The following is a 19,825-nucleotide window of genomic DNA, read 5'->3' as shown; positions in this document are numbered from 1 at the left end:
TGTTATTTGTGGTCAATTTATACAAAATATTAAAAATGCAGAAACACAATCGCCCAATCCCCCAGATTCTCCCCAAGACAAAAGTCAATCCCCAATCATCGATTTAACAGACGCACCCGAATTAACCAGCTTTTACGATCGCACTTCAGAACTCTCCACCCTCAAACAATGGATATTACAAGCCCACACCCGCCTGATTACCGTCTGCGGCTTAAGCGGAATCGGCAAAAGCAATCTCGCCCTCAAACTCATCGAACAAACTCAAACCGAATTTGATTGCATTATTTGGCGTAGCCTCAGCCACACTCCCACACTCTCAACCCTCCAAACCGAACTCAAGCAATCTTTTGGGCGATCGCCACAAACCCCATTACCCACAATCATCGATTATTTTCGATCTTCTCGCTGTTTAGTAATCCTTGATGACGTACAGAATATTTTTAAAAGCAATCAATTGGCAGGTCAATATTTAACAGACTATGAAGACTACGGCAAATTTTTTAAACAAATTGCCACATCCTCTCATCAGAGTTGTTTAATCCTCCTCAGTTGGGAAAAACCCAGAGAAATCACTGCTTTAGAAGCCGGGAACAAAGCTACACGAACCTTACACCTAAAAGGGTTAGGAGAACAAGCGGCAGAAATTCTTAGAGAAAAAGAATTGACAGATGAGGAAAAATGGCCAGACTTAATCGGCATTTATCAAGGTCATCCTTCCTGGCTAAATATCATCGCCTCAACAATTATTGAATTATTTGACGGTAGCGTTTCCCGGTTTTTAGCCAATAAAAATGATATTTATTTAGGCGATTTAGAGCCATTTTTAGAATCTCACTTAGAGCGTTTATCGGATTCAGAAAAAAATGTAAGCTACTGGTTAGCAACTCAAGATGAAGCTGTAGATATTTCACAACAACCTGCTGACAGTAAATTATCCAAATCTGAATTTTGGCAAGCCATACAATCTTTAGGCCGGCGCGGCTTAGTGCAAAAAGTGTTAGTAGGAGAGCGATCGCTCTTTTTACTCAATCTCGTATTCAAAGCATACATTCATTGCAGGTAAAATATTATATAATCTATGAGAGATTACATTTCTTACATTTAACGAATAGAAAGCGAATCTTGTCAGGAACCTCAGCCCTGACGGCATGAGGCTTGAAAGAGAAATCTAAAAAGCCATTCTGACCAGCCTAAGTCTTAACTGACTACGTTTTTTGAGCCACGACACCGGAGAATGCGTAGCTAGTTTTCCGCTCTGTCATTTGCAGTTAAACAGTTTTAAGGTCACTGAAACAGTGCTGTAAGTCTAAAAATCTCTTAAAACCTTGGCGAAGCTAACTTTACCCCAGAAATGGGAGTTTGAGGCAACCATACCTCATCGGAGGGGCAACCATACCCCTCCACCCCGCGAGGGGATTTAAATCGATGTAAAGCCGTGCTAAAAACACGGGGTTTCTACCCATTATTTTGATGAAAACATTTACCGCTATAATCGAAAAAGATTCTGATACCAAGCTTTACGTTGGTTATATTCCTGGATTTCCTGGGGCGCATTCCCAGGGAGAAACCTTGGATGAGTTACACGAGAATCTGCGTGAGGTAATTGAGATGCTCCTAGAAGATGATACTCTCGTCATTCAGACTGAGTTTATAGGTACACAACAGATTGTGATCGGATAAACATGAGCAATATCCCAGTTCTGAAACCACAGGAAATAGTCCGCATACTAGAGAATCTTGACTTTGTAGAGGTGCGTCAAAAAGGCTCACACAAGCAGTTCCGTCACGAAGATGGGCGAGGAACTACTGTTCCTTTTCATAAAGGGCGTGATATATCACCTAGATTGCTTCAGCGGATTGGAATTGATATTGGCTTGACAGTTGAGGAAATGTTGGAGTCACGGTGAGTTGACGTGAACTACGTGACTACTTTTTGCCCAAATTGCTGCTGCAAAACTACCGAAATCCGGAATGGACACTGCATGGAAACAAACTCCCGCAAAGGCAAAATGTGAGGGCAAAGTATGATTGTTTTAATCGCACTTCTCAACTTCTACATCGATCGCATAAAAGCATTCACCGCATCATATTGATCCGCCATCCGCGAATAAAACTCGATCGATCGCAAATCCAACTCCGGCAAAACTTCACTCTTGCTAACCAACTCATACCCCGTTGGACGCAAACAATAAACCGAAATTACCCCATCCTCCCAAAACCAAACCTCCCGCACACCCACCCGACGATAGATTTCCAGCGTATCAATTCCACCACTCGTCACTGTTATCTCGATCGCCAAATCTGGAACCGACTTGCGCGTACCCAAACAATAAGACTCATCTGGTTCCTTCCGTGCACCCAACTCCTTCATCCCGATAGTTGTACTACCACGGGCATAAAAACGAATGTCCTTCGTCCGCATATAAACCTCTAAAACCTGACCTAAAGTTTTTTTAGGTTCTTCATGAGCATCAGATAAAGGAGCCATAATTTCTAAACACCCATCCAAATAAGTTAAACGCGCCCCAGTGTCCGCCAAATCTGCATCCAACTTTTCCAGAGTCTCCCATGTCACGTTTGACAGAAAAGCCGCACCTGTACCCAATCCTGCTTTAGAAATTGCGACAACCATTTGACTCACCTTTTACGATCGCTTTTCCATATTAGCGAATATTAGCTGAAATCTAAAATCAGATTGCTTTAAAATTTCGGATTACAATTAACAATAACTGCACGGGAAACGACGATGAACGAGACAATAACTGCTACTGGTTTGCCTCCTGCATTCCCCGACCACACTCAACTGCCAGAGGAAGACGGTACATTTGTGAAAAATTTTCAGGAGCACCCCCAGAGCATCATTCTGACAGATTCGATCGGGCAGGTTGTAGAGCGGCTGCATCCAAACGGACAATATGCGATCGGGCAAGACTGCGGCATTTACTGGCGAGAAACTGACCCGCCAGAGCGAGGCGCAGAAGCACCGGATTGGTTTTACGTGCCGAATGTACCGGCAACACTGGACGGTTTTCGCCGTTCTTATGTACTTTGGCGGGAACACATGGCTCCGTTCATTGCTTTAGAATTTGCTAGCGGTAATGGAGACGAAGAGCGCGATCGCACTCCCCTTGCTGTGGCTGCTGACGGTACAACAACTAAACCCGGTAAGTTTTGGGTGTACGAGAGAATTATCCGCATTCCTTACTACGGTATTTATGAAATGAGAACTGGCAATTTAGAAGTCTATCACCTGATAGATTTTGGATATCGAAGGATGGAGGCAAACGAACGGGGTCACTATCCCATTCCTGTATTAGATGTAGAATTGGGACTTTGGCAGGGAAGCTATCAAAATCAAGAACTACTTTGGCTGCGGTGGTGGGATTCGCAGGGGAATTTGCTGTTAACTGGCTCCGAACAAGTTGAAATTGAGCGGGCTAGAGTCGAACAAGCAGAACGAAAAGCCGAACAAGCAGAGCGAAAAGCCGAACAAGCAGAGCGAAAAGTCGCCCAGTTAGCCGATCGACTCCGAGCAATGGGCATCGATCCCGATGCTGAGGATTGATATCCAAGTCCAAAAACTCTCTCAGGTTTGTAGTAAGGACTTTAGTGCCGATCGACTAAACACAAAAGAGAGGACTAAAGTCCTGACTACGAACGACAGGTTTGTGGTAAGCGCTTTAGTCCCGATCGACTAAACACAAGAGACAGGACTTGCATTCCGATGCGGAAAACAAAAGACACCCAATTTCCCAACTCTCCTCAATCGATCAGCAAACTCGGAGAACTCAGCACAAACACATCCCTGGTTCCCACCCCTGCCAATTCCGGTTTAATCGGCGTAGTAAAGTGGAAAAATTGGTGGTCGTCAACCAACAGCAACTCTCCCGGCTGCAGAACTTTATTAAAAACAGGCTTCTCTTTTTTAGCCAAATACAAATGCGTTTCGCCGCCCATAACATTAGTGCGATCGACCGAGAAAATCCCGATAAAATCAGTACCGTCTTGGTGAATGCCTTCCGGTGCGGGGTTGCCAAAATTCTGCGGCGAACAAGTCGTCCTAATTTGATGGACTCCGATTTCAGCTTCCGGGTGAATGTTGCAAGAATCGAAAAAAGCAAAAATCAGTTGTTTGAAGTTATTGAGGGCAATTAGCCGATCGTCCAATTCAGCAAATTCCCGCCTGATATCGCCCACCACCGGATTGTATTCTTTACTTTGAAACAAATAGCCGTGAGGTAACTTAACTAACTCATTTCCGTTCGCGACAAACCGCGACAATCTCCTCGAACGATACTTACCCTTAATATAAGGATCTACAGGCATACCGTCAAAAAATTCCTTGAAACCTTCTAGCTTAATCGAGTTTACTTTTTTGAAAGCAAACATGAAGGCATAATCCAATTTAATGGATTCTAATACCGTTTTCATAGATTTTTCTCCATGAACCCTTGCTCCCCTCCGAAATTTGCCTTGAGGAGGTGTATGCTTCCAGTCTAGCTCAAGTTTTTTGTAGCTGTCGTAAAAACTACTACCAAAATTGCAAAGATATCGTGAAAATTGCCAATCATATTAGCTCGACGCGCCAACGAATTCATTCCCGCAATCTAAAATCTAAAATCTAAAATCTAAAATCGATCGACCGCTTTCACCAGCGACTGACAGGCCCGCAGGAAAACGGCAACATCCACCCCAAGTGCAACGTACTGAACGCCAGCATCAATCCACTGCTGGGCGATTTCGGGGTTTTCGGCAAAAGTACCCGCCGCTTTGCCTGCGCTGCGGATGGTTTGTACCGCCTCCTGCATCATGTCGATGACTCGGGGATCGCGCACTTGGCCGGGAATGCCGATCGACTGCGACAAATCGTAAGGCCCCAGAAAAATCACGTCAACCTGGGGCACCGTCACAATTTCTGCCAGATTCTCGATACCGCCTTTACCTTCAACATGAATCACAACCAAAGATTCATCGTTGAGTTTGTCAGTAATATTTGTACCTGCCGCCGTGTAAAGTCCCGCCCGCGTAGCAAAGGAAAGGCCTCGCGTGCCCAGAGGACTGTATTTAGCGCTTTTGACAGCCGTTTCCGCATCAAATTTGCTTTCAATTTGAGGTACTTGAACGCCCGCGCTGCCGATGTCGAGAGCTCGTTGAATTTGCGGCCCGTCGTTTTTGCGGACGCGAACAATCGGTGCAATGCCGGTGCAGTCGGCCGCGCGGCACAAATCTTCAGCAGCAAGCGGATGTAAGGGGCCGTGTTCCATGTCGATGACGGCAAAATCAAATCCAGCATGACCGCAGATTTCTATGAATGCGGGATAGGCGCAGTTCATGAATAAGCCGAGAACAGTTTCGCCTTTTTTAATTTTTTGTTTGAGTTGGTTGTGACGCATAAATTTGATTTTTTTTACCGCAGATTAACGCGGATTGACGCGGATTTTTTTAGATTTTATAGGCGATCTGAATAAGTAGCAATAAGTTGATTTATGTTAAAAGAATTGATAGAAGTTTTTTGGCTGCTTTGGCTTCTATTTTAAAGGGAATTAAGCACAAAAGCCAGACCAAAAAAAACATTCCTAGAATTGGTAAAAATATTGCTCCCACCGATGGTTCGACAAACCAAGCAAATAAAGAAAACGTTCCTATACTGCCAGTAGTCCACAGCCAAAGAATCATCAATCCTAGCACGATTTTATGCAATACCATCCTGATTTTGATGGAACAACCGAACGGTTGAGAATCGATATTTCCTTTGATAATTGGCAAAAATAAATTGCGGCCGATCGCAATGCGATTGATTTGGAAGGTATTGCCCGAAATTGTGCCTTCATAAGGTTTGGCAGGTGGCGGGGCGAAGGGTAGAACGATCCTAAAAAGTTTGGGAGGATTGACAACTTCCTCCAACCTTTGCAAAACTTCAGAAAAGGTTAAACTTGTCGTAATTGTTAAACTCTCAAAAAAAATCAACAATCTAAAAAATTTGACTATTTTGAGCACAAGCTCGCTCCTGCTTTTATATAGTGGTAGATGGTATTAATGCCTATTATATAAAACGATTTTACCGTAACTGCACCGCAAAATACCAGTATACTGCAAAATAAACATTTAAATGCTATGAGTATTTTTCGCTGATTTCAAAATTAATGCCCCAACCTGCGATGAAACTGCGACGGTATCTATTGTCGCTCAAAGGTCGATCGTCAGCTTCACCCTCACCCTAATTACCTCAATCTCACCTATTCCCCCACCATTGACCGCGCTTTCCTCGCAATCGAGACAATACAGAAACTTGCGACATTTTCCTAGCAGGCTGCAGGTTCGCAGGTACTGCTACCGCTTGCCAAGTTTTGCTAGCGGGGCGCACAGTTTGCATCCCGGCAATTACTGACAGTCAAAAAAAGTGTTTTTTACAAATATGAGATGCTGCCCGCAAATGCTGGATAAGCTGGCGCGCCTTTTATTTTCAAAATCCTATTTCTTGAAACAATGAGTGGGGCGGGCAGGTTCGCGGGCGCGAACAATTAAATATAAAGGGAAAATAGCTGAGGCGAAATTCATGAATAAATCGAGCACTGTTTTACATTGTTTGAGTTTTGTTTTAGTTGAGTTTGACACAGTTAGTGCCACAAAAAATACTTTTTCTCGGAGCAAAAGTTGTAAACTATATTCATAACTACTTTAGGAACCAAACATATTTGAGAAAAATTTGATGTCTTTTTTTGATTCTATTTTAAACCCAATCAGGGACAAAGACCATCCAAAAATACACATTCCAAAAAGAGGTAGAAATATTAGCCCGATAGAGCGATCGACCAACCAAACCAATAAAGTTAACACCCCCATACTAGCTGGCACCGACATCCAAACAATCATAAACACCATTACAGCTAGGTGTAAATTCATCCTAATTTTTAGACAACAACCAAAGGGTTGAGAATGAATTTCGCCTGTAATTTGGGGTAAAAAAGAATTTCTGTAAGAAGAGGTGATACGGCGGATTTGGAAAGTGTTTCCTGAAAGTGTACCTTCGTAAGGTTTATGCGATTTTTTGAACTGCAATGCCATTTTCAAGGTCTTGGGAGGCTCAATAATTTTATCCAACTTTTGCCAAACTTCAGAAAAACTTAAATTACTCGCAATTGTTAAACTCTCAAAAGGTAGTAAAAATCTGTAAAATTTAATCAGCTTGTTCATGGGACTAATTATGATCTTAAAAAAATCTTGCATTAACTAAATTTTCGCATAAATATAGCAATCTTCGCATCATTTGTATAATTAATTTTAGGGTTCTTCCCCCGTTGAAAAACCCCGATCCGTGGGGGTAGGCGCGGGGCACTACCTACAAATTTGGCGAATCATTTAGCAACTCTATAAAAAAATGCCCTGACCGCACCGCGAAATACCAGTATTATAGAATTTAATTCACTTTTTGGTCATTTGCTGTAAGTGGTATTGACTTGTGTCAAAATTTAACCGACAATTTCTGATGAAACTTCCGAAACATCTGTTTTCGCTCAAAGGTCGATCGCTCGTCACCTTCACCCTCAGCCTCATTACCTCAATCTCAACTATTACCCCAACATTAACATTTGCCGCACCAGCCCGCAATCCCAACAAAGAGGAAACTTGCGACATTCTCGTAGCAGGCGGCGGGCTCGCAGGTGCCACTACCGCCTACGAAGGTTTGCTGGCGGGGCGCACCGTTTGCATCACAGAAATTACTGACTGGGTAGGCGGTCAGATTTCCTCCCAGGGAACTTCCGCACTCGATGAAAGAGACACTCAGCGATCGCTCTTATTTTACCCCCGCGGCTACCTAGAATTGCGGCGGCGAATCAAAGAACATTACGGGAGACTAAATCCCGGCGGCTGTTGGGTTAGCTATTCCTGTTTCATGCCCTACGACGGCCACAAAATTTTATTTGGCATCTTGCAAGATGCTGCCAAAAAAGGCAACGGTAAGCTGAAATGGTTTCCCAATACCGTAATTAAAGAACTAGCAATTACTCCGGCTGTGGCGGAAAATGCAGTTGGCGGACAACAAATTAAAAGTGCGATCGCCATTCAACACAAACCGGCCCCAAATACCCCGCCAATCAACACCGAAACCCTGTCTAAAACCATCGAAGATGCCTATCGCTACGAAAACTCAGCGCGATTTAACAAAACTATTATTCAGTTTATTCCCAAACCATCTCAGACCCCCCCCAACCCCAGAAGGGGAGGGGATTCCACAAGTTCCCCCCCTTTACAAGGGGGGGCTAGGGGGGGTGCAGATTGGTACGTTGTAGATGCCACCGAAACAGGCGAATTAATCGGACTTACCGATATTCCCTACCGCCTCGGAATTGACCCGCGTTCCCCTCTCGAACCTTCCTCCGCCAGCCCCGAAGGCGACCCTTACTGCACTCAAGGTTTTACCTACACCTTTGCGATGGAAGCAACCAAGGAACCGCAGCAGCATCAACTGCCCTCTTTCTATCAACAGTACGCACCTTACTACAGTTACGAACTGGCCAGATTAGCCAGCTTTCCGCTAGTTTTCAGCTACCGCCAAATTAAGACCATGAGACCGGATGAGCGGCGCCCTTCCGACCCCAGAAAGTTCCCGATTTATCCAGGGGATATTTCCATGCAAAACTGGACTTGGGGGAATGACTACCGTCCCGGTTCTGCTGAGGATAATTTAATTTATTCTCGCGCGCAATTGGAGGCTAGCGGTCAACTGCAACCGGGCGGTTGGATGGGCGGTTTGCGAACGGAAACTCTGCGCCGCGGCGAGGAAAATGCTAAAGGATTTTTCTACTGGTTGGTAGCAGGAACTACTGACTCGCAGCTAGGAGAAGGAGTGAAAAAGCCTTATCCAAACAATCGTTTTTTGAGCGGTTTGGATACGCCGATGGGGACTGTTCACGGACTTTCTAAATATCCTTATATGCGGGAAGGCAGGCGGATTGTTGGGCGGCCGACTTTGACTCAGCCTCAAGGTTTTACAGTGTGGGAAGTTGATATGTCTCGGACTGACTTTAGGACTGATTTTTACCGCGAGAATTTGTCGGAAGAAGAGTATCGAAATTTGTGGTTGGCTGTGGGTGGTTTGAATGCGCCGGCTTTGGCGGTGGGAAGTCAGACTGTTGAGGAGACAAAATCTCGATCGCGCGCCCGGATTTATCCTGATAGTGTGGGTATCGGTCATTATGCGATCGACTTTCACCCCTGCATGACCAACAGCCCGCCGGAAGCGCCGGGAAACACCGAACGCGAAGGCACTCGCAAAGGCCAAGGACAAGCTTATCCGTTCCAAATACCGCTGCGGGCAATGATCCCTCAAAAAATTGATAATATGTTAGTCGCGGGTAAAAGTATTGCTACTAGCCACACGGCGGCCGCAGCTTATCGAGTGCATTCTTTTGAATGGTCTGCTGGGGCTGCGGCGGGCATTACCGCTGCTTTTTCCCTAGAAAAGGGGATTTTACCCTACGAATTGGTGGACGAATTGCCCTCCCGCGAGCCGAATTTAGAAGCTTTGCAGTTGCGGTTGCAGCAAGATAAAAACCCGATCGCCTTTCCGGGTACTTCTATCTTCAATAGTTCGTGGCAAAATTGGAAATAATCGCACTTGGTAAGTCGATTACTATCACAAAGATCGGTCGCGCGATCGGACGACCCTCCGTTGTCCGGCTGCGGACTAAACTCCGCACGCGCGAACCTTACTTATTGCGGTTCGTAGTGCGGACTTCAGTCCGTTCTCCGGCTGCGGACTAAACTCCGCACTACAAACCTTACTTATTGCGGTAAATCAACAGGATATTATATTACCCGATCCATGCCAATTTACCATCAACCTTTTGACAGAAGCAATCAGCCACTAATTTAGTCAAATAATAACAATACCATCTCAAAAAAACTGATTAGAGCGACCCTTGCCACCCGCAAGCCAGATATCTTCCAGCACCAACGCCTTCGAGCCGCGCCAAACCCCTTCCAACTCCCCAAAGGTAACGATAATGTCAACTGCACAACTAACAAAAGCCAATCCCAATAATGTTTATGCCAAACAGCTACTCAGAACCTTAGTAGCTGTCAAAAAAGGAGACTTTTCAGCTCGGATGCCCATAGACCAGACCGGTATAGCCGGGAAAATTGCTGACGAACTTAACGACATTATCGAGCTCAATCAGAGAATGGCCGCCGAACTCGATCGCATCGGCACAGTTGTCGGCAAAGAAGGCCAAATCGCCCAGCGGGCCACCATCGGCAGCGCTGAGGGTTCCTGGGCCGCTAGCGTAAATTCTATCAATACCCTAATTACAGATTTAGTACAACCAACCTCAGAAACCGCCAGAGTAATTCGGGCCGTAGCAAAAGGAGATTTATCGCAAACTATCCCCCTAGAAATAGAAGACAGACCCCTCAAAGGAGAATTCCTCCAAACAGCCCAAATTGTCAACACAATGGTAGACCAGTTGAGTTCCTTTGCCTCGGAAGTAACGCGGGTTGCTAGGGAAGTAGGAACCGAAGGCAAATTAGGCGTGCAAGCAGAAGTTAAAGGAGTAGCAGGAACCTGGAAAGATTTAACTGATTCAGTTAACTCGATGGCCGGAAATTTAACAGCACAAGTCCGCAACATTGCCGAAGTGACAACCGCTGTAGCAAATGGCGACTTATCCAAGAAAATTACTGTCGATGTCAAAGGCGAAATTCTCGAACTGAAAAACACGATTAACATCATGGTAGATCAGTTGAGTTCTTTCTCATCAGAAGTAACCAGAGTTGCTAGGGAAGTAGGAAACGAAGGCAAATTAGGCGTACAAGCAGAAGTCCAGGGAGTAGCAGGAACCTGGAAAGATTTAACGGATTCTGTTAACTCGATGGCGGGAAATTTAACAGCCCAAGTTCGCAACATTGCTGATGTGACAACTGCTGTTGCTAACGGTGACTTATCTAAAAAAATTACGGTACAGGTTAAAGGAGAAATTTTTGAACTGAAAAACACCATTAACGTGATGGTGGATCAACTTAATTCCTTCGCCTCAGAAGTAACGCGGGTGGCGAGGGAAGTAGGTTCTGAAGGTAAACTAGGCGGTCAAGCGGATGTCAGAGGCGTAGCAGGAACTTGGAAGGATTTAACGGATAGTGTTAACTTTATGGCCGGCAGTTTGACGGCGCAAGTGCGGAATATTGCGGCGGTGACTACTGCTGTAGCAAATGGCGATTTATCTAAAAAAATTACTGTTGATGTTAAAGGTGAAATCCTAGAGTTGAAAAACACTGTCAACACGATGGTTGACCAGTTAAATTCCTTCGCCTCAGAAGTAACCAGAGTTGCGAGGGAAGTAGGAACCGAAGGGAAATTAGGCGTGCAAGCTGAGGTGAAAGGAGTTGCAGGAACCTGGAAAGATTTAACAGATTCTGTTAACTCGATGGCGGGAAATTTAACAGCACAAGTCCGCAACATTGCGGAAGTTACAACCGCTGTAGCAAATGGCGATTTATCTAAGAAAATTACTGTTGATGTCAAAGGGGAAATTCTCGAACTGAAAAACACCATGAACGTGATGGTGGATCAGTTGAGTTCCTTCTCTTCAGAAGTAACTAGGGTTGCTAGGGAAGTAGGAACCGAAGGGAAATTAGGCGTGCAAGCTTACGTGCGCGGGGTAGGGGGAACTTGGAAAGATTTAACTGATTCTGTTAACTTGATGGCGGGGAATTTGACGGCCCAGGTGCGGAATATTGCGGAAGTGACGAAGGCGGTAGCAAATGGAGATTTGTCTAAGAAAATTACCGTTGATGTTAAAGGCGAAATTCTGGAGTTAAAAGATACTATTAATGTGATGGTGGATCAGCTTAATTCCTTTGCTTCTGAGGTGACGCGGGTGGCGCGGGAGGTGGGAACTGAGGGTAAATTGGGCGGTCAAGCTGAGGTGAAAGGAGTTGCAGGAACCTGGAAAGATTTAACCGACAATGTAAACTCGATGGCGGAGAATTTGACGGCGCAAGTGCGGGGTATTGCTAAAGTTGTGACGGCGGTGGCGAATGGCGATTTGAAGCGTAAATTAATCCTGGAAGCTAAGGGAGAAATTGCGACTCTGGCTGATACGATTAACGAGATGATCGATACGCTGGCGACGTTTTCCGATCAAGTTACTACAGTGGCGCGGGAAGTTGGAATTGAAGGGAAATTGGGTGGTCAGGCGAAGGTTCCGGGTGCGGCGGGGACGTGGCGAGATTTGACGGACAATGTGAATGAATTGGCGGCGAATTTGACTACTCAGTTGCGGGCGATCGCCGAAGTGGCAATTGCTGTTACCAGAGGCGATTTAACGAGGTCAATTTCCGTCGCTACTGAAGGAGAAGTTGCCGTTGTCAAAGATAATCTTAACCAGATGATTGCCAATCTCCGGGAGACAACGCATAAAAATACTGAGCAAGATTGGCTGAAAACAAATCTGGCTAAGTTCACTCGAATGCTGCAAGGTCAGCGGGATTTAGAAACTGTTTCTAAACTAATTTTATCTGAACTGACACCGCTGGTTTCTGCTCAGCACGGCGTATTCTTTTTGATGGAATCTGTAGAACACGATCCGTTTCTCAAACTGTTGAGTACCTACGCATACCGGGAACGCAAACAGTTAGGCAATAGATTTAGTTTAGGCGAAGGTTTGGTAGGACAGTGCGCCTTAGAAAAAGAACGAATTCTGTTGACAGAAGTGCCGGACAATTACGTTAAAATTAGCTCTGGACTGGGAGAAGCTACGCCGCTGAATATTGTGGTTTTACCCGTTTTGTTTGAGGGACAAGTGACGGCGGTAATCGAGTTGGCTTCGTTCCGCAGGTTCAGCGAAGTTCATTTGACATTTCTCGACCAACTTACAGAAAGTATCGCTATTGTTTTAAATACAATTGCGGCGAGTATGCGGACGGAAGAGTTGCTGAAACAGTCGCAGTCTTTGGCAGAAGAGTTGCAAACTCAGCAAAAGGAACTAACGGAAACGAACAAGCGTCTCGAACAACAGGCGCAGTCGCTTCGCGCTTCTGAGGAACTGTTGAAAAATCAGCAGGAAGAGTTGCAACAAACGAATGAAGAACTAGAAGAACAAGCTGAATTGCTGGCGCTGCAAAATAAGGAAGTTGAGCGGAAAAACCGAGATATCGAACAGGCGAGGGCGTTGCTGGAAGAAAGAGCCGAACAGTTGGCTCTAACTTCTAAGTATAAGTCGGAGTTTCTGGCAAATATGTCTCACGAGTTGCGAACTCCGCTGAATTCGCTGTTGATTCTGGCTCGATTGCTTTCTGACAATCCTGATGGCAATTTGACTGTTAAACAAGTTGAATACACGCGCACTATTTACTCGGCGGGAACGGATTTGTTAGGGCTGATTAATGATATCTTGGATCTCGCTAAGATTGAATCGGGCACGATGTCAGTGGAAATTGAGCAAGTGTTGTTTGCTGAGTTGCGAGATCATTTGGATCGAACTTTCCGCCAAATCGCTCAGGATAAGAAGTTGAGTTTTTTAATAGAGCTTGAGGCTGGGTTGCCAAAAGGTATCTATACTGATGCTAAACGGCTGCAACAAGTTTTGAAGAATCTTCTTTCTAATGCTTTTAAGTTTACTGAACGGGGTGAGGTGAAGTTGCGTGTCGAAGTAGTTCGGGAAGGCTGGAGTTTAGAGGTTGAAGCTTTAACGAGTTCTGCTACTGTTTTGGCTTTCTCGGTTAGCGATACGGGGATTGGGATTTCTGATGACAAACACAGGGTGATTTTTGAGGCTTTCCAACAAGCTGATGGTAGCACTAGCCGGAAATACGGGGGCACTGGTTTGGGTTTGTCTATTAGTAGAGAAATTGCTAATCTGTTAGGGGGAGAAATTAAGTTGACGAGTCGCGCTGGTGAGGGTAGTAAATTCACGCTTTATCTGCCGCAAACTTATCAAGAATCTGGCATAATGAACGATCGCGATTCGGGAACCGACAACCCAACGCCCCAGTTGCCGCCTGCTGTTTTTGCTACAGTTCCTTCGCCGAATTTCCATTTGCCGTTAGCGCCTTATCCGTCGGTTTCAATATCTGATGACCGAGAAAATATTGAGAGTGGCGATCGCATTCTTTTGATTGTCGAGGATGATGTCAATTTTGCTCGAATTCTGGTGGATATGGCGCAGGAACAGGGTTTTAAAGCTTTGGTTGCTTTGCGGAGCGATATCGGTTTGGCGATGGCGCGAGAGTTCAAGCCAACTGCGATTATGCTGGATCTAAATTTGCCTGTGATGGATGGCTGGACGGTGCTCGATCGCCTGAAGCACGACCCAACTACGCGCCACATTCCGGTTCACATTGTATCAGTTGAAGAAGGGCGGCAGCGCAGTTTGCAGTTAGGGGCGATCGCCTATTTACAAAAGCCTGTCAGTCATGAGGCGCTGAGCAAAGCTTTGACGGATATTAAGGGTTTTGTGGAGCGGCCGGTGAAAAATTTGCTCGTGGTGGAAGACAACGAAACGCAACGTCTTAGCATTGTGGATTTAATCGGCAATCACGATGTTTCAACGACGGCTGTGGGTAGCGGTGCAGAGGCGCTAGAAACTTTGAATTCGGGGCATTTTGACTGCATTGTGCTCGATTTGGGACTGCCAGATATGACTGGTTTTGAACTGATCGAGCAGATCAAGCAAGAGCCTAGTTTGAAAAATTTGCCGATTATTGTTTATACGGGCAAAGAGTTGACGAGAGCCGAGGAAACTCAACTCAAGCGGATGGCGGAAACAATAATTGTGAAAGATGTGCGATCGCCCGAACGCCTGTTGGATGAAACTGCTTTGTTCTTGCACCGAGTCCAAGCAAATTTGCCCCAAGCGAAGCGCCAAATGCTAGAACAGTTGTATCAAACAGATTCGACACTCGCGGGGAAAAAAGTCTTGATTGTTGACGACGACGTGCGGAATATCTTCGCCCTCACGAGTATGCTGGAGCGCCATTTAATGCAAATTGTGTTTGCTGAAAACGGTAGAGAGGGCATTGCTCAGTTGCAAAATACGCCTGATATAAATATTGTGTTGATGGACGTGATGATGCCGGAGATGGACGGTTACGAAACAATGCAAGCAATTCGCAATATACCTCAATTCGCTTCGCTGCCAATGATTGCTCTTACTGCCAAAGCTATGAAGGGCGATCGGGAAAAATGTATCGAAGCTGGAGCATCTGACTACATCACGAAGCCTGTTGATACGGAACAATTGCTCTCGCTGCTGCGCGTTTGGCTTTATCGATAATGGAAGTCATCAGTCATTAGTCATTAGTCATCAGTCATTAGTCATCAGTCATCAGTCATTAGTCATTAAGCTGTCGGATATTTAAATTGTATGTCAAAAAACAATTCCCGGTCTTGTGGGGTGTCCCGCCCGCCCTGAATATACAATTTAAATGGGCTACAGCTTAGTCCTTAGTCATTGTGGATTGTGGGCTGTGGACTGTGGGCTGTGGACTGTAGGCTGTGGACTGATGACAAATCACAAATTAATCACTAATAACTAATAACTAAGGACTAATAACTAAGGACTAAGGACTAATGACTAATGACTAATGACTAATGACTAATGACTAATGACTAAGGACTAATGACTAAGGACTAATGACTAATGCCAGAAACCCATGAACTTGAAACAATCGAAATTCAACTCCTACTAGAGGGAATATTTCGCTATTACGGATTTGATTTTCGTAATTATGCTCTTGCCTCTATCAAGCGCCGCATTTGGAACACTATTCGCTCAGAAGGCCTGACGACTGTCTCTGGACTTCAGGAAAAGATACTCCACAATCCTGCCTGCCTAGAGCGTTTTTTGGTGGATGTTTCTGTCAATGTAACTACGATGTTTCGCGACCCTAAATTTTACATTAGTTTCCGAAAAAAAGTGGTGCCGATGCTGCGGACTTATCCTTTTATTCGGATTTGGCACGCTGGATGTTCTACGGGAGAAGAAGTCTATTCTATGGCAATTTTGCTGCAAGAAGAAGGGCTGTACGATCGCTGTCGAATTTATGCTACCGACATGAACGAATTAGTGTTAAAAACAGCCAAAGCTGGTATATTTCCTTTGAAACAAATGCAAGAATATACGCATCTATACCACCAAGCTGGGGGCAAAAAAGCGTTTTCTGAGTATTATACTGCTGCCTATGAAAATGCTATCTTTGGGTCTTCACTTAAAGATAACATGGTCTTTGCTCACCACAACTTAGCAACTGATACTTCTTTTAATGAATTTAATGTAATTGTGTGCCGTAATGTGATGATTTATTTCAATTCACAGCTCCAAGAGCGGGTACACAAGCTTTTTTATGAGAGCTTGGGAATGTTTGGAGTTTTAGGATTAGGACATCAGGAGTCTTTGACTTTTACACCTTATGAAAAACACTATGAAGCAGTTGAAAGAAGTGACAAACTCTACCGCAAAATTAAATAAAAATATTTTTGAGATAGTGGTTGTTGGCACGTCTTTGGGGGGGCTAGATGCTCTGAGCGTGCTGCTGGCAGGTTTGCCAGACAGCTTTCCTTTGCCTGTAGTTATTGTGCAACACCGCCACAGGAGTTCTTCGAGTAGGCTTACTGATTTTTTACAGCATCAAAGCTCTCTCCAAATCACCGAGGCAGAAGATAAAGAGCCGATCGCACCTGGTCGAGTTTACTTGGCTCCCGCTGACTATCACTTGCTCGTAGAATCGCCCTGCGAGTGGGAGAAGAGCGTGCCTGAAAACTACTTGAGAGGGTGGGGGAGCGTTGCAGTGGAGCCAACGGACAATTCAAACTCCCCAATCCTCTGTCGCGGAAGTTTTACATTTGCACTATCAACTGATGCTCCTGTCTGTCACGCGCGGCCCTCTATCGATGTGCTGTTTGAGTCTGCTGCTGATGCTTTTGGGGAGCGCGCTATTGGCATAATTTTAACAGGAGCTAGTTGCGATGGCAGTGCAGGGCTGGCAAAAATTAAAGCTGAAGGAGGATTGACATTTGTGGAGGAACCGGCTTCTGCTCTCTGCCGGACAATGCCGGCCTGTGCGATCGCAAATGTTGAAGTAGACTGGATTTTACCCCTCTCTAAAATCGCTCCCTGTTTGGTCAATTTGCTAAAATTAAAAAATTAAAAATTAAAAAATTTATGAATGTGCAGCCCTCCGATCGAGTAAATGTCCTCATAGTTGACGATCGCTCAGAAAATTTGGTGGCTCTGGAAGCGATTTTGAACAAGCCGTATTACAATTTAGTCAAAGCAACTTCTGGCGCGGAGGCTCTGAGATGCCTGCTTAATGAAGATTTTGCGGTGATTTTGCTGGACGTGCAGATGCCGGGAATGGATGGATTTGAGACGGCAACAATGATTCGCTCTAGAGATCGATCGCGATCGACTCCGATTATTTTTATCACGGCATTCAGCAGCAATGACACCCACGTGTTTAAAGGTTATTCTCTGGGGGCGGTGGATTACCTGTTCAAACCCTTGGAACCGGAAATATTGACCTCGAAGGTGCAGGTATTTGTGGAATTGTTCCAAAAAACGGCCGAGGTGAAGCGACAAGCAACAGAGTTAGCTGCTGTTAACAGCGAACTAAGTAAAAGTGAAGAGCGGTTTCGTACTTTGTGTGCTTGTTCGCCCCTGGGAATTTATTTAGCTGACGTTGCAGGCCGCTGTACTTACATGAATCCCCGCTGTCAAGCGATTTCTGGGTTAATTTTGGAGGAAAGTTTGGTGTCAGTTTGGCAGCGGTCGGTTCATCCTGAAGACCGCGACCGCGTAGTAGCAGATTGGTTAAATTGGATTAAAGAAGGTCAGGAATATTCTAGTGAGTTTCGATTAGCCGATCGCGAAGATGTCCGTTGGATTAACGTGCAGTCGTCGCCAATGTTTTCGGATTTGGGAAAACTGATCGGTCACGTGGGAACTGTTAGAGATGTCACTGACCGCAAGCAAGCAGAGGAAGAACGCGGCCGACTGCTCCGCGAACAAGTAGCGCGGCAAGAAGCTGAGAGAGCTAACCAGATGAAGGATGAATTTCTGGCTATTCTTTCCCACGAACTCCGTACTCCTTTAAATGCGATTCTCGGCTGGTCTAGGCTGCTTAGGGCCAAGAAGTTTGACGAAAAAACTATTGATAAAGCCCTAGAAACAATTGAGCGCAATGCTAAATCTCAAGCGCAACTTATTGAAGATATTTTAGATGTTTCGCGGATTCTGCGCGGCAAATTAAATTTCAATTTGTATCCGATTCAGTTGAAAAATGTGATTGAAATCGCAATTGATTCTCTGGAACCGCTGGCTGAGGCCAAATCAATTGCGATAGTATTTCAAGCTGAGTCAGATGTTGGTAAAGTTATAGGCGACAGCGATCGCTTGCAGCAAGTAGCCTGGAATTTGCTTTCAAATGCGATTAAGTTTACTCCTGACGGCGGTAAAGTAGATGTGCGGTTGGAGTTAGTTGGGGATGAAGTCCAAATTCAGGTAATTGATAGCGGAATTGGTATTAATCCTGATTTTCTGCCTTATGTTTTCGATCGCTTCCGACAAGCTGATAGCAGCACAACGAGGTCTTACGGGGGTTTGGGGCTGGGATTGGCGATCGTCAGTCACTTGGTGGAACAGCACGGCGGTAACGTTAGGGCAGAGAATAATGCGGGCGGGGGTGCGAAATTTACGGTTTCTCTGCCAGTTGCTCCGAACAACGGGCAAGGTGCAGGGGAGGATGGCTTTGAGCTCAATCAGGCGACAGAGGTTCTGCCAACTCTTGCTAATTTGCAATTGCTGGTGGTGGATGATGATGATGACACGCGGGAGTTTTTGATTGCTTTGCTCGAACAGGAAGGAGCTATAGTGCGATCGGCGGCATCGGTGGCGGGGGCTCTAGGTGCACTGGAGAGTTATTGGCCGGATGTGCTGCTGAGCGACATTGGAATGCCGGAAGCAGACGGCTATGAGTTGATCGCGCGGGTGAGAGAAATGGAAGTGCTGCGCGATCGAAAGATGCCTGCGATCGCCCTGACGGCTTACGTGAGAGAGTCCGAGCGCCGACAAGCCCTAGAAGCTGGTTTCCAGATGCACTTATCTAAACCTGTCGAGGTAACTGAGTTAATTGCAGGAATTGCTAGCCTCACAGGAATCCTCAGAAATCCAGTGAGGCTAAAAACAGTTGAATCATTCAACTTAGCAAGCTAGAGCTCGGAGGCTCCAAGGGACTCGGCGGTGGAAACCGCGTCTTTTCAAATAAAGTCTGCCTCCGCAGACAAGCGAGATCGATGAGGTTTGAGAATCAGGGACGGCGCCACTTGTTGAGATAAGCTTCGCCAATCCCAGCTACAGCCTGCATTTGACCTAGCTGTTCCCGTAAAGCTTTGATTGTTCTGAGCTGTTCTTGAGACTGTTGCTGCAAAGCGTCGTAATTTCGATTTTTTGCCTGACTCTGGCTCAATTCGCGTTCTAGATAGGGCAACTTTGTCAGTTGAGCTTGGAAGTTACCGATCGCACTTGACATTTCTGCTAACTTGTGCTGCAAAGCTTCGTAACTCGACTGCGACACGGCTTGCTGCAATTGCTGTTCGAGATTTTGCTTTTGGGCCGCCAATTGCTCTTGCAAAGATGCGATCGTACTTTCCCGTTCGTTCAACTGCTGCTGCAAACTTTCGTCCTTCGACTTGGCTGCTTTTTTGTGCAATTGCTGTTCGAGATTTTGCTTTTGGGTCGCCAATTGCTCTTGCAAAGATGCGATCGTGCTTTCCCGTTCGCTCAACTGCTGCTGCAAACTTTCGTCCTTCGACTTGGCTGCTGTTTCGTGC

The 19,825-nt window shown here is 45.5% G+C and carries 15 protein-coding genes and 1 pseudogene; 10 read left to right on the top strand and 6 right to left on the bottom strand.

Annotation, left to right across the window (positions count from 1 at the left end):
* The 3 genes from WBA89_RS20595 to WBA89_RS20585 all read left to right on the top strand — a co-directional run.
* Positions 1-1,063 (top strand): NB-ARC domain-containing protein (locus WBA89_RS20595; protein WP_424409064.1); only part of this gene is annotated, 1,063 nt, incomplete at its 5' end.
* A gap of 407 nt (positions 1,064-1,470) precedes the next feature.
* Positions 1,471-1,680 carry a type II toxin-antitoxin system HicB family antitoxin gene (locus tag WBA89_RS20590; RefSeq protein WP_424409063.1) on the top strand — a complete coding sequence of 70 codons (210 nt, stop codon included), beginning with the start codon at positions 1,471-1,473 and terminating at the stop codon, positions 1,678-1,680.
* Positions 1,681-1,682: 2 nt separating this feature from the next.
* Positions 1,683-1,907, top strand: a complete 225-nt coding sequence (locus tag WBA89_RS20585; protein ID WP_424409062.1) for a type II toxin-antitoxin system HicA family toxin — start codon at positions 1,683-1,685, stop codon at positions 1,905-1,907.
* A gap of 146 nt (positions 1,908-2,053) precedes the next feature.
* On the opposite strand, the gene WBA89_RS20580 is transcribed toward WBA89_RS20585, so the two are convergent.
* On the bottom strand, positions 2,054-2,632 hold the full coding sequence (locus tag WBA89_RS20580) for a Uma2 family endonuclease (RefSeq protein WP_333421566.1): 579 nt from the start codon (positions 2,630-2,632) through the stop codon (positions 2,054-2,056).
* 114 nt (positions 2,633-2,746) lie between these two features.
* Between WBA89_RS20580 and WBA89_RS20575 the strand changes: the two genes are divergently transcribed.
* Positions 2,747-3,565: a Uma2 family endonuclease gene (locus WBA89_RS20575; protein ID WP_424409061.1), complete on the top strand. Its 819-nt coding sequence runs from the start codon at positions 2,747-2,749 to the stop codon at positions 3,563-3,565.
* A 197-nt stretch (positions 3,566-3,762) separates the two neighbouring features.
* On the opposite strand, the gene WBA89_RS20570 is transcribed toward WBA89_RS20575, so the two are convergent.
* The 4 genes from WBA89_RS20570 to WBA89_RS20555 form a co-directional block, all read right to left on the bottom strand.
* Positions 3,763-4,431 carry a 2OG-Fe dioxygenase family protein gene (locus WBA89_RS20570; protein WP_424409060.1) on the bottom strand — a complete coding sequence of 223 codons (669 nt, stop codon included), beginning with the start codon at positions 4,429-4,431 and terminating at the stop codon, positions 3,763-3,765.
* A gap of 197 nt (positions 4,432-4,628) precedes the next feature.
* A complete protein-coding gene (locus WBA89_RS20565; protein ID WP_424409058.1) occupies positions 4,629-5,393 on the bottom strand; it encodes an HpcH/HpaI aldolase family protein in 765 nt (254 codons plus the stop codon).
* A 91-nt stretch (positions 5,394-5,484) separates the two neighbouring features.
* Positions 5,485-5,997 (bottom strand): hypothetical protein, encoded by a 513-nt coding sequence (locus tag WBA89_RS20560; RefSeq protein WP_424409056.1) that lies wholly within the window; start codon positions 5,995-5,997, stop codon positions 5,485-5,487.
* Positions 5,998-6,678: 681 nt separating this feature from the next.
* Positions 6,679-7,227 (bottom strand): hypothetical protein, encoded by a 549-nt coding sequence (locus WBA89_RS20555; RefSeq protein WP_424409055.1) that lies wholly within the window; start codon positions 7,225-7,227, stop codon positions 6,679-6,681.
* 259 nt (positions 7,228-7,486) lie between these two features.
* On the opposite strand from WBA89_RS20555, the gene WBA89_RS20550 reads away from it, so the two are divergent.
* From WBA89_RS20550 to WBA89_RS20525, 6 genes are all read left to right on the top strand, one after another.
* Positions 7,487-9,613, top strand: coding sequence for an FAD-dependent oxidoreductase (locus WBA89_RS20550; protein ID WP_424409053.1), 2,127 nt, complete (start codon positions 7,487-7,489; stop codon positions 9,611-9,613).
* On the top strand, positions 9,595-9,765 hold the full coding sequence (locus tag WBA89_RS20545; protein ID WP_424409051.1) for a hypothetical protein: 171 nt from the start codon (positions 9,595-9,597) through the stop codon (positions 9,763-9,765). The genes WBA89_RS20550 and WBA89_RS20545 overlap by 19 nt, the downstream gene beginning before the upstream one ends.
* Before the next feature lie 242 nt (positions 9,766-10,007).
* Positions 10,008-15,272, top strand: coding sequence for a HAMP domain-containing protein (locus tag WBA89_RS20540; RefSeq protein ID WP_424409050.1), 5,265 nt, complete (start codon positions 10,008-10,010; stop codon positions 15,270-15,272).
* Positions 15,273-15,638: 366 nt separating this feature from the next.
* Entirely contained in the window at positions 15,639-16,466 is an 828-nt protein-coding gene (locus WBA89_RS20535) for a CheR family methyltransferase (RefSeq protein WP_424409049.1), read from the top strand.
* A complete protein-coding gene (locus WBA89_RS20530; protein ID WP_424409047.1) occupies positions 16,438-17,145 on the top strand; it encodes a chemotaxis protein CheB in 708 nt (235 codons plus the stop codon). The genes WBA89_RS20535 and WBA89_RS20530 overlap by 29 nt, the downstream gene beginning before the upstream one ends.
* Positions 17,146-17,159: 14 nt before the next feature.
* Complete coding sequence (locus tag WBA89_RS20525) at positions 17,160-19,208, top strand: hybrid sensor histidine kinase/response regulator (protein WP_424409045.1); 2,049 nt, start codon at positions 17,160-17,162, stop codon at positions 19,206-19,208.
* A gap of 94 nt (positions 19,209-19,302) precedes the next feature.
* Here the strand turns inward: WBA89_RS20525 and WBA89_RS20520 are convergent.
* Positions 19,303-19,825: pseudogene (locus tag WBA89_RS20520) on the bottom strand (hypothetical protein); the annotation flags it as partial.

The organism is Microcoleus sp., assembly GCF_049646505.1.
Lineage (GTDB): Bacteria > Cyanobacteriota > Cyanobacteriia > Cyanobacteriales > Microcoleaceae > Microcoleus.
This window is presented reverse-complemented; position numbering and strand designations above follow the sequence as displayed.